Annotated in this window: 18 protein-coding genes; 2 read left to right on the forward strand and 16 right to left on the reverse strand. The window is 67.7% G+C overall.

Features of this window, described 5'->3' with window-relative positions:
- The 6 genes from Q0A15_RS02665 to Q0A15_RS02690 all read right to left on the reverse strand — a co-directional run.
- On the reverse strand, positions 1-164 hold a 164-nt coding region (locus Q0A15_RS02665; RefSeq protein WP_291278010.1), incomplete at its 3' end, for an NAD(P)-binding domain-containing protein.
- Positions 165-292: 128 nt separating this feature from the next.
- A complete protein-coding gene (locus tag Q0A15_RS02670; RefSeq protein WP_291277993.1) occupies positions 293-1111 on the reverse strand; it encodes a sugar phosphate isomerase/epimerase in 819 nt (272 codons plus the stop codon).
- Positions 1108-2127 (reverse strand): Ppx/GppA family phosphatase, encoded by a 1020-nt coding sequence (locus tag Q0A15_RS02675; RefSeq protein ID WP_291277994.1) that lies wholly within the window; start codon positions 2125-2127, stop codon positions 1108-1110. The genes Q0A15_RS02670 and Q0A15_RS02675 overlap by 4 nt, the downstream gene beginning before the upstream one ends.
- Positions 2128-2142: 15 nt before the next feature.
- Positions 2143-4929, reverse strand: a complete 2787-nt coding sequence (topA, locus tag Q0A15_RS02680; RefSeq protein ID WP_291277995.1) for a type I DNA topoisomerase — start codon at positions 4927-4929, stop codon at positions 2143-2145.
- A gap of 146 nt (positions 4930-5075) precedes the next feature.
- A complete protein-coding gene (locus Q0A15_RS02685; protein ID WP_291277996.1) occupies positions 5076-5741 on the reverse strand; it encodes a helix-turn-helix transcriptional regulator in 666 nt (221 codons plus the stop codon).
- Between the two features lie 43 nt (positions 5742-5784).
- The gene (locus Q0A15_RS02690) at positions 5785-7449 is read right to left on the reverse strand and encodes a methyltransferase (RefSeq protein ID WP_291277997.1); all 1665 of its coding nucleotides are present in this window, start codon (positions 7447-7449) and stop codon (positions 5785-5787) included.
- Positions 7450-7571: 122 nt separating this feature from the next.
- Here Q0A15_RS02690 and Q0A15_RS02695 point away from each other — a divergent pair, with 122 nt between their 5' ends.
- A complete protein-coding gene (locus Q0A15_RS02695; protein ID WP_291277998.1) occupies positions 7572-8273 on the forward strand; it encodes a GNAT family N-acetyltransferase in 702 nt (233 codons plus the stop codon).
- Between the two features lie 15 nt (positions 8274-8288).
- On the forward strand, positions 8289-10628 hold the full coding sequence (locus Q0A15_RS02700; RefSeq protein WP_291277999.1) for a DEAD/DEAH box helicase: 2340 nt from the start codon (positions 8289-8291) through the stop codon (positions 10626-10628).
- An 8-nt stretch (positions 10629-10636) separates the two neighbouring features.
- Here the strand turns inward: Q0A15_RS02700 and Q0A15_RS02705 are convergent, their stop codons facing one another.
- The 10 genes from Q0A15_RS02705 to Q0A15_RS02750 all read right to left on the reverse strand — a co-directional run.
- Complete coding sequence (locus tag Q0A15_RS02705; protein ID WP_291278000.1) at positions 10637-11143, reverse strand: gluconokinase; 507 nt, start codon at positions 11141-11143, stop codon at positions 10637-10639.
- Positions 11140-11445: a helix-turn-helix transcriptional regulator gene (locus Q0A15_RS02710; RefSeq protein ID WP_291278001.1), complete on the reverse strand. Its 306-nt coding sequence runs from the start codon at positions 11443-11445 to the stop codon at positions 11140-11142. Before Q0A15_RS02710 ends, Q0A15_RS02705 begins: the two co-directional genes overlap by 4 nt.
- 2 nt (positions 11446-11447) lie before the next feature.
- Positions 11448-11801, reverse strand: a complete 354-nt coding sequence (locus Q0A15_RS02715) for a type II toxin-antitoxin system RelE/ParE family toxin (RefSeq protein ID WP_291278002.1) — start codon at positions 11799-11801, stop codon at positions 11448-11450.
- Between the two features lie 58 nt (positions 11802-11859).
- Positions 11860-12261, reverse strand: a complete 402-nt coding sequence (locus tag Q0A15_RS02720; protein WP_291278003.1) for a helicase — start codon at positions 12259-12261, stop codon at positions 11860-11862.
- Positions 12258-12623, reverse strand: a complete 366-nt coding sequence (locus Q0A15_RS02725) for a TadE family protein (protein ID WP_291278004.1) — start codon at positions 12621-12623, stop codon at positions 12258-12260. The genes Q0A15_RS02720 and Q0A15_RS02725 overlap by 4 nt, the downstream gene beginning before the upstream one ends.
- Position 12624: 1 nt before the next feature.
- Positions 12625-12810, reverse strand: a complete 186-nt coding sequence (locus tag Q0A15_RS02730; RefSeq protein WP_291278005.1) for a DUF4244 domain-containing protein — start codon at positions 12808-12810, stop codon at positions 12625-12627.
- A 170-nt stretch (positions 12811-12980) separates the two neighbouring features.
- Positions 12981-13523 carry a type II secretion system F family protein gene (locus Q0A15_RS02735; RefSeq protein WP_291278006.1) on the reverse strand — a complete coding sequence of 181 codons (543 nt, stop codon included), beginning with the start codon at positions 13521-13523 and terminating at the stop codon, positions 12981-12983.
- Positions 13524-13536: 13 nt separating this feature from the next.
- Positions 13537-14310 (reverse strand): hypothetical protein, encoded by a 774-nt coding sequence (locus Q0A15_RS02740; RefSeq protein ID WP_291278007.1) that lies wholly within the window; start codon positions 14308-14310, stop codon positions 13537-13539.
- A gap of 11 nt (positions 14311-14321) precedes the next feature.
- Positions 14322-15476, reverse strand: a complete 1155-nt coding sequence (locus Q0A15_RS02745; RefSeq protein WP_291278008.1) for a TadA family conjugal transfer-associated ATPase — start codon at positions 15474-15476, stop codon at positions 14322-14324.
- On the reverse strand, positions 15473-16123 hold a 651-nt coding region (locus Q0A15_RS02750), incomplete at its 5' end, for a hypothetical protein (RefSeq protein WP_291278009.1). The genes Q0A15_RS02745 and Q0A15_RS02750, both read right to left, overlap by 4 nt.

Below are 16123 nucleotides of genomic sequence, written 5' to 3' on the forward strand. Positions count from 1 at the left end.
CGCTCGGCGCGGGCGGTGCGACCGGCCTCGCCGGCGGAGGAGATGATCGAGGTCAGCAGGGTGGTGGCGCGGATGGCGTCGGCAGGGTGTCCGGCGGCCAAGAGGCCGCGAAGGATGGCTCCGTTCATGTTGCCGGAACCGAGGAAGGCAATGGTGGCAGTCATGTGTTCCAGTCTTGCCCGGAGCACAGGGGAACTTCAAGCGCGCACAGCGTGCGTGTCACGGCGGGCGAGGCACACGCGAGTGCCCGACGGGCGGTGGCCACCGCCCGTCGGGCACTCTCAGAGTCCGGTCAGCGGGCCAGATTCCGCCGAGCGAACTCCAGGGTCTCCCCCAACACCCTTTCCACCTCGCCCGGGATCTTCCGATACTGACGCGTGGTCACTTCCACCGTCACGGAGCCGTTCCAACCGGAACCGGCCAGATACCGCAGACTCTCTGCCACCGGCTGCGTTCCGAGACCGGGCTGCAGGTGCTGGTCCGTGCCGTTGTTGTCGCCGTCGCACAGGTGCACATGCGTGAGCCTGTCCCCCAGCGCCTGAACGGCTGCCAGGGAATCGACGCGGTCAATCGCCGCATGCGAGAAATCCCACGTGACGTAGCGGTAGTCCATCAGCTGCGGATCCCAATGCGGCACGTACATCTGGGCCGCCTTGGACCTGGCACGCCACGGGTACATGTTCTCGATGGCGATCTTGACGCCGTAGTACTCGTTGGCGCGGCGTACTCCGTCCTCGAATCCGGAGGAGTATTTCCCTTGCCACCGGAAGGGCGGATGCACCACGACCACGTGGGCTCCCACGGCCTGGGCCAGTTGGGCCGAACGCTGGATCTTGGTCCACACGCCTCCCCAGACCTGCTGGGTCAACAACAGCGTGGGGGCATGGATCGCTGTCACGGGCAGACCGAAGCGCTGCTGGAATCCGTAGAGGGAGTCCTCTTCCTGCGTCAGGCTGTTGCCGGTGACCATCACCTCCACACCGTCGTAGCCCAGGTCCGAGGCCAGAGCGAAAGCATGGTCCGGCCCCAGAGGAAAGGCGCACGAGGTGGACAGCGAGACATCGATGGGTTGCGGCTGCGGTTCGTTGCCCGGCAGGTTCACGGCGTTCATGCTGCATCTCCTGGTAGCCCTGTGAGTTCACGAGAAAGGGTGTCCACGGTACCCACGCCGACGTAGTCGTCGCCGCTCCCGGCGCCCTGGCGCAGCAACCGGTCGAAGCGATGAAGGATGACGCCCTCACGCAGCGCCCATGGACAGATATGGACCTGATCGATATCCAGCTTCTCCATGGCGGTCTCGGCCACGATGGCGCCGGCCAGCAGCTGAGGAGCACGGATCTCCGAGACGCCGGGCAGTCCCGCACGGTCTTCGAAACTCAGGGCCTCCAGCCTGCGTGACCACAGCCGAAGATCCTGGAGCCGAAGGAGTCGTTCCACGTAGGGCCCCTTGCCGGACGGTGCGGCGCCTGCCACCCGTGCAAGCGACCTGAAGGTCTTGGACGTGGCCGTCACCATGTCCGGGCGGTGCTCGTCCTGCATCTGCTTCACGGCCGGTTCCAGGGTGTCCGCCACGTAATCGCGGAGCTCCCCCACCGCGGCGGGTTTGGGTGGGTTACCGGGTAACCGGTCCTTGGTCAGGCGGGCGGCGCCGAGTGGAACGGACACGGCCACGGAGGGAAATTCGTCGCGCCCTGTGGCCATCTCGAAGGACCCGCCGCCGATGTCCAGGACGGCCAGGTCACGGGTGTCCCATCCGAACCAACGACGAACCGCAAAGTAGGTCAGCGAGGCCTCCTGCTGACCGGTTAGCTCCTCCAGGCCCACACCGGTGGTGGCCTCCACCTCCCGGATGATCTCCTCGCCGTTGGTTGCACCGCGCAGCGCGGAGGTACAGAAGGCCAGGAGATCCTGGACGTCATGACGGTGGGCAAAGGCCACCGCCTCCTCGACGAAATTGAGCAGCTCCCTACGTCCGCGAGGGTTGACCGCTCCGGATTCGTCGAGGAAACGTACCAACGACAAGGGGCGCTTGTGGGATGCGAAGGACACCGGGCGGGCGCCCGGGTAGGCCTCCACCAGCAGCAGGTGCACCGTATTCGAACCGATGTCCAGCACTCCGAGCCGCATGGTTCTCCCCCAGCCCTACTTCTTCTTCGCGGCGGGTTTCTTGGCCGCCGGTTTCTTGGCCGCGGGTTTGCGGGCACGCGATGCCGCGGGCTTCTTGGCGGGCCCCTTGGCACGCTTCTCCGCCAGCAGTTCCACTGCACGTTCCTTGGTCAGCTGCTCCACTTCGGTTCCGCGCGGCACCGTGATGTTGGTGGTGCCATCGGTGATGTAGGGGCCGAAGCGACCGTCCTTCACCACGATGGGCTTGCCCGACGTGGGGTCCTCACCGAATTCCGCCAGCGGCGGCTTGGCCGCTCCGCGCCCGCGCTGCTTGGGCTGGGCGTACACGGCCCTGGCCTGGTCCTCCGTGGTGGTGAACAGTTCCTCTTCCGAGCCAAGGGAACGGTAGTCCGTGCCCTTCTTCAGGTAGGGCCCGAAGCGACCGTTGGCGGCGGTGATCTCGGCCCCGTCCGTATCCGTTCCCACCACTCGGGGCAGGGACATGAGCTTGAGGGCCTCCTCGAGCGTGACCGTGTTGGGGTCCATGCCCTTGAACAGGCTGGCGGTCTTGGGTTTGACCTTGGCGGGCTTCTTCTTGGGCTTGGGTTTGCCGTTCTTGTAGTACTCGGTGGGGAGGGAATCCAGGTAGGTCTGCAGTTCCTCCTCGTTCATCTCCGGCACCACTTCGGTGACGTAGGGGCCGTAGCGCCCGTCCTTGGCCACGATGGTGCGACCGGTCTCCGGGTGCACACCTAGTTCGCGATCACCGGGCACAGACGCGTCCATGAGTTCACGGGCCTTCGCCGCGGTGAGTTCGTCCGGAGCCAAGTCCTCTGGCACGTTGGCGCGCTTGGGAGCGGTCCCCTCAGGTGCGTCCTTCGGAAGTGCTTCCTCGAGGTAGGGGCCGAACTTGCCCACCCGCAGGGTGATGTCATCTGCCACCGGGATGGAGTTGATGGCGCGCGCGTCGATCTCTCCGAGATCATCCACGGTGTCCTTCAGCCCCTCGAAGCCGTCCTCACCGAAGTAGAAGTGCTTCAGCCAGGCATCCCGAGAGCGATTCCCGCGGGCGATCTCGTCGAGGTCGTCCTCCATGCGGGCCGTGAACTCGTAGTCCACGTACCGGGAGAAATGCTCCTCGAGCAGTCGCACCACGGAGAAGGCGATCCAGGAGGGCACCAGGGCACCGCCGCGTTTGGTGACGTAGCCGCGGTCCATGATCGTGGAGATGGTGGGGGCGAACGTGGAGGGGCGGCCGAGCTCCCGCTTCTCCAGCTCGGCCACGATGGAGGCCTCGGTGTAACGGGCAGGCGGGGTGGTGTCGTGACCGGCCGCGGTGAGTTCCGCCGCCTTCAGGGCGGAGCCCTCAACCAGCTGCGGCAGGCGGCGCTGATCCTCCGAGTCGGTTTTCTTCCCGGCGTCCGTACCCTCCTCGTAGGCCGCCATGAAGCCGCGGAAGGTGATGACGGTTCCTGACGCGGAGAATTCGGCCACACGTTCGTCCGAGGCCTTGCCCTCCAACTTCACCGTGGCGGTGGAGCCCACGGCGTCGGCCATCTGCGAGGCCACCGTGCGCTTCCAGATCAGCTCGTAGAGCTTGAACTCGTCCGCTGAGAGCTGCGGCAGCACAGCCTTGGGCGTGCGGAAGGAATCTCCTGCGGGGCGGATGGCCTCGTGGGCTTCCTGGGCGGAGTCGTTCTTGGCCTTGTAACGACGCGGGCTCGGGTAGACGTATTCGGCCCCGTAGAGCTCCTTGACCTGCCGCCGGGCCGCGTTGACGGCCTCGTCGGAAAGGTGCACGGAGTCGGTACGCATATAGGTGATGAAGCCGTTCTCGTACAACCGCTGCGCGATCTGCATGGTGATCCTGGCGCTCCAGCGCAGCTTGCGGCTGGCTTCCTGCTGCAGGGTGGAGGTCGTGAACGGTGCCGCGGGGCGACGCTTGTACGGCTTCGACTCCACGCCGGTGACTGCGAAGTCCGCGTCCTCCAGCCCGGCGGCCAGGGACTGAGCGGCCTCGCCGTCCAGGTGGGCCACACCGGCCTTGACCGACGCAGGACGCAACTCGCCGCGATCGTTGAAATCGCGACCGGTGGCCACACGGGCACCGTTCAGCGCACTGAGGCGGGCCCCGAAGGACTCACCGTCCTTGGTCACGAAATCCCCGGTGACGTCCCAGTAGGAGGCCGAGCGGAAGGCCATGCGTTCGCGTTCGCGTTCCACCACCAGCCGGGTGGCCACGGACTGCACCCGGCCCGCGGAGAGACCTCGACCCACCTTGCGCCACAGCACCGGGGAGATCTCGTAACCGTAGAGCCGGTCGAGGATGCGCCGCGTCTCCTGTGCGTCCACCAGGTCCATGTCCAGGTCACGCACCTGTTCAAGGCCGCGTTGGACGCCCTCCTTGGTGATCTCGTTGAACGTCATGCGGTGCACGGGCACCTTCGGCTTGAGCACCTCGAGCAGGTGCCACGAGATGGCCTCGCCTTCGCGATCGGCATCGGTTGCGAGGTAGAGCTCGTCGGCGTCCTTGAGCTCGCGTTTCAGGTCGGCGACCCGCTTCTTCTTGTCCGGATAGACCACGTAGTAGGGGTCGAAGCCGTTGTCCACGTCCACGGCGAACTTGGAATAGGCGGACTTCTTCATCTCCGTCGGCAGTTCGGAGGGTTGCGGGAGGTCGCGAATATGTCCCACGGAGGCGTCAACCACGAAGCCCTCGCCCAGGTACTTGGCGATGGACTTGGACTTGGCCGGGGACTCGACGATGACGAGTTTCTTCCCGGTTCTACCTGCGGCTGCGGTGGACTTCGCCTTGGTTGGCACGATGCTCCTGCTTCGAATCGTTGCACGCTGAAACTGACTGGTTCAGCACCTGGCCCAACGCGTCTCACGTGGTGCCTGGACACGCTAACCATAGCGCCCACACACTCGAGCAACCGCACCGAGGTGTGTTCGGGGTGCGGTGTGCTTCAGGAACGAGGGCTGCGATCCGGCAACGCCGAAAGCAGATAGTGGACGCGTTTTCCGTCTGCGGAGGACCGGTTGGAATCGTCGGCCCTGGCCTCGAATTCCTTGGCCAGTGCCTGGACCCTCTCCATGAACTCGCGTTCGGAGGCCGCGTCCAGGTACAGGGAACCGTAGTTCATGAACGGCAGGTCCTGCAGGTCGCCTTCTTCCGGCTCGCCCCGGTGGGCGGAACGGTAGCTGATCTCCTCGGAGAGTCGCTGCCTGAACTGGTCCAGTTGCATGTCAACGTAGGCCGCTGTGCCCATTTCGGAGCCGCCTCCCGGCCTGACCACGAGTTGGTCCCCGGCTGCCCGCCAGCGCCGTTCGCGCGCGTCGCCCTCGGAGGCCGCGCGCTCCACCAGCCCGTACTTCTCCAAGGCGCGCAGGTGGTAGCTCATGGCCGACGGCGACAGGCCACACCGCGCCGCCAGTTCCGTAGCGGTGCGGGTACCACTGGCCGCGTACAGTTCGTCGAGCGCTTCCACCCTGGCCCTGTGGGCCAGGGCGCGCACGGCGCGCGGATCGGTGATGACCACACGACGTGGGGCAGCGGAAGTGGTGTCGCCGGCGTCCTCCGCAGCGTCGACGGAGGGCACCTCCGCCGGAAGAGGACGCACGGGGATGCTCATGGGCGCTCATTCTAGCCCGGCATCCTCCGTGTCATGGCCGGTCTCAGACGCTCACGGGTGGAAAGTCCAGGAATCCGTCCCTGATCAGCTCCTCGGCACGCCCCAGTAAGGCAGCTGCTTGCTCGTCGTCCTGGCCCATCAAGGCGGTCACCGCGGTGGCCAGGGCGCGCAGGTCCAGGTCCCCGTCGCAGGCCGAGACGAGTCCGGCAAGTGCCGTGTCCATACCCCGGGTGCGTCGCAGGCCGGAACCCTGCCGAAGCACGATCGCCCTGGGGTGTTCCTCCCCAGGTACCGTGTGCGTCTCCACCGTCGTGTCCGGCGCCACGACCGCGTGCACCAGTCCCGTGTCCACCCTGGCCAGACCGTCCGCGCGGAAGACCGCAGCGGCGAGCGCCGGGCCCAGTGGAGTGTCCAGGGTCTGTGTGAGCCATTCGAAGCGTCGTCCGATTCCTGCTGTGGCGGGGTCCTCGGGGCGGCGCAACCAGACGAGTCCGAGCCCGACTCCGCCCACGCCGCGGGCGGAGAAGTCCTCGAGGTAGTCCAGGTAGCGGGATGCGTAGGCTTGTGGGTCACGGGCCTCTGCTGCGTCGGCGAGCCAGGTTTCCGCGTATCCGCAGGGGTCCTCGAGGTCGCGTTGGATGAACCAGCATTCCGTGCCCTGTGGCACCCAGCCGGCGGGGCCGGCGGCCCAACCCGGTACGGGGGTACCGGTGGCCGGGTCGGTGGCGACCGCGTCGTCGGGCATATGTTCTTGTGAGACTTCCCAGTTGGCGAGCATTTGCGCGGTGCCGCCTGGGGTGAGGATTCCGGGGAGGTCCGTGATCAGTTGGGCCACGAGACGGTCGCCGGGCAGCCCGCCGTCGCGGTAGGTGAACCGATCCTCGTCCGTCTCGCCGTCGCTGCGCGGCGTGATGACGAAGGGCGGGTTGGAGACCACCAGGTCGAAGCGTTCGCCCTCCACAGGTTCCAGGAGGGACCCCTGTTCCAGGCTCACCCTGGCCTCCAACCGCGCGGGGTCCAGATCCAAGGCATCGGCGTTGAGCAGCAGATTGAAGCGTGTGAAGGCCAATGCACGTTCGGAGAGGTCGGTCGCGGTGACGTGGTCGCAGTGGCTGAGCAGGTGAAAGGTCTGGATGCCGCAGCCCACGCCGAGATCGAGGGCGCGCGCGGCCGGTCGGCGAATGGTGGATGAGGCCAAGGTCAGCGAGGCCCGCCCGATGCCGAGCACATGGTCGTGGCGCAGCACCCCTGGGCGGAGAGCGGCTCCCACGTCCGAGGCCACCCACAGCTCGGCGTCGGCGTCCGAGGCGTGCGGGCGCAAGTCGATCGCGGCTTGGAAAGCGGCGCCTGTGGGTTCCACCAGGCCGATCTTCACGGCGTTCTCGAGACCCAGCGTGGGCAGCGCCGCCGCCCAGTGTTCGGCGCTCGTCGCCTGGCCGAGCAGGAAGGCGCGGACCAGGACCGCCAGGTCGGCGCGGTCGGTGGCGCCAAGGTGGTCGAGGACCCTGCGGGCCGGCACGAATTGCTCGCGCACGAGGGCACTCATGGCCTGCTCGCCCAGTAGCTCCCCCACAGCGTCATAGGTGTAGTCGGCTCGGCGTAGATCCGCCGCCAGGAGGGCCACGAGGGCCGGGTCGTCGCTGCGTGGGGCGTCCGCCACGGCGCTGAAGGCCGGCGGGGAGTCTGCGGGCTGCGTCTCGATACTCACCCACCCATTCTCCACCGGCATTCCGCCGTCGTGGCGCGTCAAGCACCGTCATGTTCGTCGTCACCTGATCGTTGCCTGCGAACGTGTGCCACTTGGCCTCGCCCGCAGGTAGCCTCTTATGCATGGAACACCGAGCGAGCGATGAACTGATCAGCACCTGGATGCGTGGCTGGGCCGAGGCGCGCGGGTACGAGACCCACCATGATGGGGCCTTGCATGCCTATCGCCGGACCGGTCAGGACGTGGACAACTGGGAGTACGTGATTCACGACCCCAGCGGGGAGCATCTGCGTCACCTTTCTCAGGCCCTGTCGGAGCATCCGGGCCAGCGTGTCACCGCGTTCACTGCGGAACTCGATGGCCTCGTCGATCTGGCTCACGAGGCCGGTCTCGCGGTGGTCTCCACTCGTGAGGTCCTGATGGTGACGGACATGGCCGTGCAGGACATCGAGGCCCCCTACCTGGATGAGGGCCTGCGTTGGGAGGAGAAGCGCGACGGCGACCACGCCTGGGTCTCCCTTCACGACGAGGAAAGCGATGCGGTGGTGGCGTCCGGTCACGTGGGCGTGCTCGGTGACTACGCCATCTTCGACCGGATCGTGACGGCCCCGGAGTTCCGCCGCCGTGGTTTCGGTTCTCTGGTGACCAGGTACCTGGCCTCCATCGCCGCGGAGTCGGACGCGGAACGGGGTCTGCTGGTGGCCTCCTCAGACGGCTACGAGCTCTACAAGTACCTCGGTTGGACGCTGCTGGGGACCATGGCGGTCCTCGAGGCCCCGAACTCCCCCGATGCCAACGAGCGTACGGGTCACACCTCGGACTGAGACTCTCCGCCTCTCATGGATTTCAGAACCCTCGTCCCACTGCTGGGCCGGGGGGAACATCCCGATTCCCTGACCCACGTCAGGGTCCTCCCAGCCCGGTCGGCGCGCTTTGCGCCGTGGCCGGGCTGGGCTGCGTCCCCCCTGGTGAGCGCATACGAGGCCCGCGGCGTCGCCCAGCCCTGGGAACACCAGGTCGCCGCCGCAACCTCCGCACACGACGGGCAGCACACCATCGTCGCGACCGGCACCGCATCGGGGAAATCCATGGCGTATCTGCTGCCCGCGCTGGACGCCGTGATCCGCGGCGGCATCCTGCCCGACGGTTCCCGCACCGGCGGCCGCGGCGACGCCACCGTGCTCTATCTCTCCCCCACCAAGGCCTTGGCAGCCGACCAATTGGAGTCGGTGATCGGGCTGGACCTCCCCGGGGTCAGGGCCGCCACCTTCGACGGGGACACACCCCGCGAGGAACGCCGGTGGGTGCGCGAATACGCCAACGTGGTCTTCACCAACCCGGACATGCTGCACTTCGGCGTGCTTCCGCAGCACAGCCGTTGGGCGGGTTTCCTTCGGCGTCTGAAGTACGTGATCGTGGACGAGGCCCACGGGTACCGTGGCGTGTTCGGCTCCCACGTGGCCGTCCTGTTACGACGGTTACGCAGAGTTGCGGCGTATTACGACGCCTCCCCGGTTTTCTTGGGCGCCTCCGCCACGTCCGCGTCCCCTGCCGAGTCCTTCTCCCGCCTGATCGGAGCACCCGCCGTCGAGGTCACGGACGATGCCTCCGCGAAGGGTGAGCGGACCGTGGCCCTGTGGGAGCCTCCGCTGACCGGACTGCGTGGCGAGAACGGGGCGGAGCAACGCCGCACCGTGATCGCCGAGACCTCCGAGCTGTTGGCGAACCTGGTGTGCGGATCGGTGCGCACCTTGGCCTTCATCCGTTCCCGGCGCGGAGCGGAGGCGATCTCGTCGAACGCCGCGCGGCTGGTGGGCGAGATCGATCCGTCGCTGCCGCAACGCATTGCCGCGTACCGCTCCGGATACCTGCCAGAGGAACGGCGCGCGCTGGAGGCACAGCTGCGCAACGGTGATTTGTTGGGCGTCTCCTCGACGTCCGCCCTGGAACTGGGGATCGATGTGGACGGCCTGGACGCCGTGTTGGTGGCGGGGTGGCCGGGCACGCGGGCGTCCTTCTTCCAACAGATCGGCCGGGCCGGGCGCTCCGGTCAGGAGGCCTTGGCCGCCTTCGTTGCGGCCGACGACCCCTTGGATACCTATCTGGTGCACCATCCAGAGGCGGTGTTCGACGTAGGGGTGGAGGCCACCGTCACCGATCCGTCCAACCCGTACGTGCTGGGCCCGCACCTCATGGCTGCCGCCTCCGAGCTTCCGCTGCGTCCGGATGACCTGGTGATGTTCGGACCCACCGCTGGGGAACTGGTGGAGGAGCTGGTGGCCGACGGCGCGCTCCGCCGCCGCCCGGCCGGCTGGTTCTGGACGCATCCGGAATCGGCGCACGACTTCGTTGATCTGCGTAGCGCCGGAGGAGGTCCTGTGTCCGTGGTGGACGTGGACTCGGGCAGCGTGCTTGGCTCCATGGACTCGCCGCAGACGCACTACCAGGCACATACCGGCGCCATCTACGTCCATCAGGGGCGCACCTACTTGGTGGAGGAACTGGACGAGGTCAACCACACTGTGTTGGTGTCCGCGACCAGGCCCGAGTACTACACCCAGGCCCGCGACCTCACCACCGTTGAGGTCGTCGAGACCGAGCAGTCCGAGACCTGGGGAGAGATCGGCGTGCACTTCGGCAAGGTCGTGGTGACCACCCAGGTGGTCTCGTTCCAGCGCAAGGCCCTGCACTCCAACGAGATCCTCGGCGAGGAGCCGTTGGACCTGGAACCCCGGCAGCTCTTCACCAAGGCCGTGTGGTTCACGATCCCCGAACCACGGCTGCATGCGGCGGGCCTCACGGCCGAGTCCATCCCCGGGTCCCTGCACGCGGCGGAACATGCGAGCATCGGGATGCTTCCGCTCGTGGCATCCTCCGATCGTTGGGACGTGGGTGGCGTCTCCACAGCGCTTCACGCCGATACGGGGCTACCGACCATCTTCGTCCACGACGGACATCCGGGGGGCGCTGGTTTCGCCGAGCGGGGCCATGCCATGGCCCCGCATTGGCTGGCGGCGACCCGGGATGCCGTCATGGCGTGTGAGTGCACTTCCGGTTGCCCGTCCTGCGTACAGTCGCCCAAGTGCGGTAATCGCAACCATCCGCTGGACAAGGCCGGGGCGGTTGCCCTGCTCGGTGAGATCCTGCGGTTGGTTCCGGCCGAGCGCAAGCGCCGCTGAACGCCTCGCTAACCCAGCTGCGCAATCACACTGCTGGCCTGTTCCTGTGGGGACAACCGCAGATCCACGGTCACGCCGACCTCGTCCTCCCCCAACTCCTCCAGGTCCGCGTACTGCGAGTCCAGGAGCGTCTCCGGCATGAAGTGACCCTCTCGTCTGTGCAGCCGCTGAGCGATGACCTCCTTGGGCCCGGTCGCGTGCACAAAGATGACGCCTTCGCCGCGCAGCAGATCCCGGTAACTGCGCTTGAGAGCGGAACAGGTGATGACCCCGGAGCGGCCCTCGGCCAGCTGCTTGTCGGTCCACGCGGCCACTCTGGCCAGCCACGGCTGCCGGTCGGCGTCGTCCAACGGCACGCCGCGCGACATCTTGGCGATATTGGCGGCGGGGTGGAGATCGTCTCCCTCCTCGAGGTCCCATCCGAGGCAGCCTGCAAGATAGGCGGCGAGCGTGGACTTCCCGCTGCCGGAGACGCCCATCACCACCAGCACGGTGGGACCAGGCGACAGACTCATAGCAGCGCAGCCCGTTGTTCTCCTATGACCCAGTCCAGCGAGATGTCGCCTCCCACCGCGCGCAGGTATTTGCGGATGGTGCCTACGCGGGTGTTCTCCAGGTCGCCGTGTTCGATCTTGGAGACCTGCCGTTGCCCCACGCCGATGCGTTCCGCGAGCTGAGCCTGGGTCAAGCCGGCTTCTTCCCGGAGTTCGCGCAATCGGTAGGCGGCAATCTCCCTGCGAAGCCGCTGCTTTTCCTGTTCGACGGCGTCACGATCAACCGGGTGTTGCTCAAGGTATTCCCTCAAGGTGGCGGCCATGGTCATCTTCTCCTCTGCAACCGTTCCAAGTAGAGCTCATATCGCCGCTCGGCGATGAGGATCGCATTCCGGTACCACGACCGCCAGTGGCCTTTCTTGTCGCCCGCAACCAGGAGGACGGCGCTCCTGGCCGGATCGAAGACGAAAAGGATCCTCAGCTCTGACTCGCCTGCTGATCCCGGTCTCAATTCCTTCATGTTCCTGAACTTCGAACCGGAAATGGTGTCCACAAGCGGCCGACCCAGCTGAGGTCCCGCTTCTTCGAGAATCTCCAGGGCAGCAACAACTTGCTGATGAGACTCCGAATCAAGCGTTTCGAGCCAGTCCTCTACGAGTTCGGTGACGACAGTCCACATTTTAGACCTTCTAAGTTCTGAACGGAATGGCCGTTGAATACGCGGCGATTGCTTCTGCTCAGCTCGGAGGAGGACCCGCCCAGGACGTGGCGGTGGCACGCGGTAGCGGAAGCCAGTGAGCCGCGGTTCCTTGCGGCACCGCTCTGACGCTGACCTCGATGCTGGCGCCGTCACCACTCAGCACCGAGCAGGACGTCAGAGTGGCACCACTTCCGTTTGCGGCCTTGGCCGCCGCGGCACATGGGTCCCCTGCCGAGCCGATCCCACGGGCCACGTCGGATCCCGCCAGTGCGGCGAGGTCCGCAGCGGCGTCGGCACGGGAGTGTTCGGCCGCAGCCGTTGCGAACACCACCACCCCACCGCCCAGCAGCACGGCGGCGCCGCAGATCCCCACCACGATCGCGGTGGCCGCACCCTCAGCCCCGACCGCGCGCCGTCTGGCAATGCTCACCGCGCTCATTGCTCCACCACCTCCGAGCGCGCCAACGCGGTGGCCTTGACTGTGATTCCGGGCCCGAAGGCCTTCCACAAGGGGATCTGTCGCTGGACCGTGACGGTGGTCCAGCCCCCGGACTCGGAGACCTTCGCGGCGGCACCGTCCCCCGCGACGCGGACCACGTTCACCGTGCCGCCGTCCCCACGCGCGTGTTCGCGGGCGATGGCGCCCGCGGCCTGTTGCACCCTGACCTGGCCGGAGCCCACCACCGCGGCTCCGACCACGGTCAGGATGACGAACAGGATCACCGGCATCAGCACCGCCAGTTCGGCTGTGACGCTGCCACGCTGCCGACATGCCGGACTGTGCCGGCGATCCCTACCCATGTCAGCCGCCCAGGGCCTTGCTGATCATGCCGGTCAGCAGGGATTTCACCTGTCCACCGCCCAGGATCGTCACGAGCAGACCGGCGAAGCCGACCGCGGCGAGCGTCACGATGCTGAATTCAGCGGTCGCGATCCCGTCTTCCCCGCGGAATCTGCGGGCTGGTCGAGGACTCGTTCTGGTTGTCATGTCCCCTTCCCCTTCCTTCCTTTTCCCGGCGTGGGCCGGGTACCCAGGGGCCCCGTTCGAGGCCCGTGGATCCAGCTTGGCCGGGTTGAGTCATCGGTGGGTGTGGGTGGTGGCGGATTCGTGGATGACACGCCGCAATCCATGCGTGAACAGCGAAAATCGTTTCGCCCTCACCACGGCATCAGGGCCAGGCCGATGGGCAAGATGCCGAGGCAGATGAACGCGGGTAGACCGCACAGGCCCATGGGCAAGACCAGCCTCACGGCCAGGGCGGCGGCACGCGCCTCCTCATCGCGTGCCCTCCCACGCCGCTGTTCCAGGGCCCGGCGGCTCAGCACCACGGATACCGGAGCACCGGTCCCCTCGGCGAGCGCGAGTGCCTCCCGTAGTCCCTTGTAGCTCGGAGCCACGGCCCACGCCTGCTGTGGTTCGGCTCCCCAGGTGAGCATGCGCGCCACGGTGGCCAGTTCTGGTGCGGGGCCGTGTGCAGCTCCGAGGTGGGTCAGCGTCAACGGCACGGACGCGCCGGAACGCAGCAGTGCAGCCGCCGCGTCTGCCACCAGCGCCGCCGAGGGGGAACCTTGCCCTCTGGAACGCCCGACGTTCGGTGGTCGGCTCGGCAGCGGTCGGCCCTGTCCGGAGGATGGTGGCGGCAGTATGAACACGGTTGCGAGGCAGATGGCTGCCAGCAGCGCAGCGGTTGCGCCGCTCATGGCTCGCCCGCTTTCATGACGACGCTCCGGCCCGCATGATGCGCCGGGACCAGAGAGCGGCCACGGCCCAGAACACTGCCCCGGCCACGGCCGCTGCCCGCCCCCACGAGGTGCCGATCAAGATGTGGAGCGGCTCCGCGCCGAGTGCCTGGGCCAGGAGCAGCCCGCCGATGGGCAGGCCCATGAGGATCCTGCGCGTGCTCCTGGCCGCGGCCAGCCCCGCGCTCTGGGCCCGCGCGGCGTCCGCACGAGCCGTGCATTCGTCCCGCACCCGTTCAAGGAGGTCTGCCAGTGGTGCGCCGGTCCCCGTCGCCAGGCCCACGGCCCAAACGGTCTGCTCCCACGCGAGACCGGGGCCGCCCACACGGACCAGTTCGCCGCCCGAGCGCACCTGCAGATCGGCGGCAGCAAGGGCCTGCACCCATTGCGCATGAAGGGAGGACGATCTGAGCCGTTGACGTCCCTTGGCCGTCAGGGCGGACGGTTCGCCGTTCTCCCCGAGCCATGAGCCGCTACCGGTGCCAAGCGCTTCCGGCGCCCGGGTGGATCCCCAGAGCCGGAACAGATCGGTGGCGGAGACGCCTGCCTGCAGCAGCGCAACGGCCTGACCAAGCGCCTCCGCCGCGACGTCGTCGGCCACAGGATCCGGCGTGGCTGCCGCGGTAGGCCTTCTCCGACGCGATGGGGAGGCCCCGGTCCGGGCAGGATGGGCCGCGGGGCTCCGACACCCCAACACGATGAGCACGCACGCGGCCGCCGCCACGATCGCAGCCGTTTGGCCGTCCATACCGTTCTCCTTCAGACGCGTCCCTGAGTGCGGTCGAACCAGGCGACCTCTGGGCCCGTGACGAACCCGCCGTCGCGATCACAGGTCAGGATGTCTCCGCTGGTCAACACGCCGTCGCGAAGCACGAGTCGGGACAGCGCCACGGGCCTCCTGCCCCGAGGACTCCTGGCCGTGTGCACCACCACGTCCACCGCGGCTGCCGCCTGCAATGTCGTGGAGCGCACGTCCCAGCCGCCCAGGGCTCCCAGCGCCAGCAGACGCGAACCCACGGCGTCCGGCGAGTTGGCGTGGAGGGTGGCTCCCGCTCCGTCGTGCCCGGTGTTCAACGCCATGAGCACATCGCGGACCTCCTCTCCACGGCATTCTCCGACCACCAGTCGATCGGGACGCATCCGCAACGCTTGCCTCACCAGATCGGTCAGGGTGACGACGCCTGCGCCCTCCGTGTTTCCGGCCCTGGAGGCCAGCGAGACGCAATGAGGATGGTTGGGCCGCAGCTCAGGGGCGTCCTCCACCGCCACGATGCGCTCGGCTGTGGGGACCAGCCCCAACATCGCGGAGAGCAGGGTGGTCTTCCCGGCGCCGGTCCCGCCGGAAACCAGGAAGTTCAGCCGTAGGTCGATCACCCTGGACAAGGCCTCCCTGAAGGGATCTCCCGGGTCCGGGAGCACGGAGTCCAGTGTCGCGTCGGCTTGCGGGACCCGGCGCAGGCTGAGCAGGGTGGCGCCTTGCGCCACCGGCGGCAGCACGGCGTGGACTCGCACCCCGCCCACCACGACATCGGCGTACGGGCAGGCGTCGTCCAGCCGCTTCCCCGCTCCTGAGACCAGTCGGACCGCCAGACGCCGGGTCGCATCGGGTGAAAGCACCATTCCTGGAACCGTGCGCAGGCCCGTGGTGTCGTCCACGAACACGCTCCCGTCAGCATTGACCAAGACATCGGTGACTCCTTGCGCCTCGAGGAGGGGGTGTAGGACACCGAACCCGGTCAGGTGCGCCAGGACGTCTTGTGCCGCTTCCTCCACCGCCGCCGTTCCCCGCAACCCGGTCAGGCGTCCCACCCAGGAGGCCACCTCAGCCAGGGTCGGTTCCTCTCCGCGAGTGGCCATTTCCTCGCGGATCCGATCCACCAGTCCCACGTCAAGGGCCGCGCCTGTCGAACTCATGCGACCCACCCCAACCGTTCGCCCGCGGCCAGCCTCGGGGCCCATCTGCGCCGCATCAGCCTGGACGTCGCCCCACGTGCGCGGCCTGTCCGCACATCCACCGTTCCCGCCCACGCCGCGCCCAGCCGCGCGGCGGTGTCCGGCCCATCCGGTGCGCGTCCGAGTCCCCGTACCGTCACCAGATCAGGGATCGGCACACCCGGACGTTGAGGCGCGGGCCCCGGCAGTGGGCCGGCCCCGACCGCCACGATCTGGTGTGGCGCCTCCGAACACTGCCCCAGCGACCCAGTGGTGTCCCACCAGCGGCTGGGATCGGCGCAGCCCAGAGCAGCGACGACGACGTCGCAGCCTCCCAGCAGCGTCTCGACCGCCCTCCCCCTCTCGTCCGACGAGGTTCCCCTGACGGAACCGGCCAGGACCGGCATCCCTCGCAGCAGGGGCAAGGCAGCGATGAGTCCGTGCGGTGAGCCGTCACGCACGGATCGGATGGCCTCATCCCACCCGACGTGAGCCGTTTCGGCCACCCTGGTTCCGGACGCAGCGGCGATCCCACCCAGTCCGTGAGCATCAACGAGCACCACCCTCAGCCCGGCGCCACCGGCCGCGGACGCCACCAGGACAGCAACCCGGTCCGGACACGCGTCCTC

Origin of the sequence: Galactobacter sp., from assembly GCF_022712295.1 — a bacterium.
Classification (GTDB): Bacteria; Actinomycetota; Actinomycetes; order Actinomycetales; family Micrococcaceae; genus Galactobacter.